Raw genomic sequence first — 2,283 nt, 5'->3', positions numbered from 1 at the left:
GGGTGTGGCTCTCCTGTAGGGAAGCCCTGAGCTGGGAGAACACTGGTTGACGGTGTGGGCGGGGTAGGCGTCCTTCTACTGTGGCGGGTGAAGTAGGGGGCGTCGATGGTGTCGTTGATCGAGGAGTTGGAGGCGCGGGAGGCTGCGGCTCGTGCCCGGGTGGAGGAACTCGAGGCGGAGATCGCCGAGTTGACCTCGCGGTTGGTGGGCGAGCGGGAGGCGTGGTCGCGGCTGCGGGTGACGCGCGAGACGGTGACCCAGGTGCTCGCCGAGCTGTCCGGGCAGGACGTGACCGAGACTGCGCCGTTGCGGGAACCGGTGGCGGCGGAGGCGCAGGTGGAGCCCGAAGTGCGGGTGGTGGGGTCGATCATGGTGCCGCACTGGCGGGAAGGTCTCACGACGGACGTGCTGCCGGATGTGTACCGGGACATCGTCGAGGTGATCGCGGACGCGTCGTCTCCGATGCAGGCCAAGCAGATCGTGCCCCGGATCGGACTGCCCGCGGTGACCGCGAAGATCGAGGGGACGCGGGGGAAACTCAAACGGCTGGTGGAACGGGGCTGGCTGATCGAGGACCAGCCCGGCCGGTTCGCGCCGGCTCACCCGGCACCGGGCGGCGAATCGGCGAACTCGCGGAACGATAAAGGCTCTTCTCTCTAGATTCGAAGGTGCGAACCGATCCGAACCGGAGAAAGAAGAGCCGGGTGAAACCGTACGACACCTTCGATGCCATCGACTCGTTCGCCGCCTCGGCAAGCGCCTTCGAATGCCTGACAGGCACGCTGGCAGGGCCGCAGGCGGCCGCTTTGACCCACCATGAGTTGGAAGAACTCGTGGAAGTCAGGGGCCGGGAGCTGTTGCGGCGGCTGCTGCAAGACCACTTCGATCTCCGCGCCTTACGAGAGCGGGAACAGATCCAGGAACGATTGCTCGCGGGGAACACGGAAGTGGTCCGTGGTGCGGACGGGCGCATCCGTCCGCACCACGAGGCGGGGCACTCCCGCAAGCTGGCCTGCCTGTTCGGCACGGTCACGGTGACGCGGACCGCCTGGCGGCAGAAGGGACTGATCAACGTCCACCCCGCCGACATCTCACTCTCGCTGCCCGCCGGCCGGCACTCGTTCGGCCTGCGTCGTCTGGCCGTGATCGAGGCCGTCCGCGGCTCATACGACCAGGCGAGAGCCGCGATTGAGGACCGTTGCGGGAAGGTGCTGGGCAAACGGCAGGCCGAAGGGCTGGTCGTCGCCGCGGCGGTGGACATCGACGACTTCTACCGGTGCATGATCCCTCTCCCGTCGACCGCGACCACCGTGCTCGTGATGCAGGTCGACGGCAAGGGCGTCGTGATGAGGCCCGAGGCACTGCGGCCCGCAACGCTCAAAGCACACCTGAACAGCCAGCATGCCCTGCGGACCCGACTCGCCCCGGGCGAGAAGCCGCACCGGAAACGAATGGCCACCCTGGCCTGCGTCTTCGACGCCGATCCCGCCCCGCGCCGACCGCACGATGTGATCGCCCCGCCCGAGGGCCGCAGCACCCTTGCCCGCACCCCCCGCTCCGGGCCGAGAGCACACCGCAAGTGGCTCACCGCTTCCCTGGTCCATCCACCCGAGCAGGTCATCGCCGCCGCGTTCGACCAGGCCGCCGCCCGCGACCGGGACCATCTGCGGGACTGGGTCGTCCTGGTCGACGGAGCCCGCCACCAACTCGGCCTGATCCAGGCCGAAGCCGGCAGACGAGGCATCAAGGTGCACATCCTGCTCGACTTCGTGCACGTCAGTGAGTACATCTGGGACGCGGCTCACTGCTTCCACAAGCCCGGCACAGCGGCGGCCGAAGCCTGGGTTGCCGGCCACCTCACCACCATCCTTCACGGCCAGGCCGCCCGCGCCGCCACCGAGATCACCACTCAGGCCGACCGGACCGGGCTGCACGGCACCCGGCGCGAGGGCGTCGACACCTGCGTCCGCTACCTCACCGGGCACCTCGGTCAGCTCCGCTACGACACCGCCCTGGCGGCGGGCTGGCCGATCGCCACCGGCGCGATCGAAGGCGCCTGCCGCCACATCGTGGGCGACCGACTCGACATCACCGGCAGTCGCTGGGGCCTCCAGGGCGCCGAGGCCATCCTCAAACTCCGGGCCCTGAAAGACAACGGCGACTTCAACACCTACTGGGCGTTCCACCTCACCCGCGAGCACAAACGCCTCTACTCCACCCCCGACCAGCACAACTACAACCTCACGGCCTGATCAGGAACGTCCCTACAGGAGAGCCACACCC

General features: G+C 68.6%; 2 protein-coding genes. Both read left to right on the top strand.

Features of this window, described 5'->3' with window-relative positions; translation table 11 throughout:
- The first annotated feature begins 105 nt into the window (after window positions 1-105).
- Window positions 106-660, top strand: coding sequence for a hypothetical protein (locus ACZ5VQ_RS49295; protein WP_307530300.1), 555 nt, complete (start codon window positions 106-108; stop codon window positions 658-660).
- 44 nt (window positions 661-704) lie between these two features.
- Window positions 705-2,252 (top strand): ISKra4 family transposase, encoded by a 1,548-nt coding sequence (locus ACZ5VQ_RS49290; protein ID WP_469110757.1) that lies wholly within the window; start codon window positions 705-707, stop codon window positions 2,250-2,252.
- The last annotated feature ends 31 nt before the right edge of the window (window positions 2,253-2,283 follow it).

It is taken from the genome of Streptomyces sp. NPDC033178 (assembly GCF_055577685.1).
The sequence above is the reverse complement of the archived record's forward strand: the minus strand, read 5'-3'. Positions and strand labels throughout refer to the sequence as shown.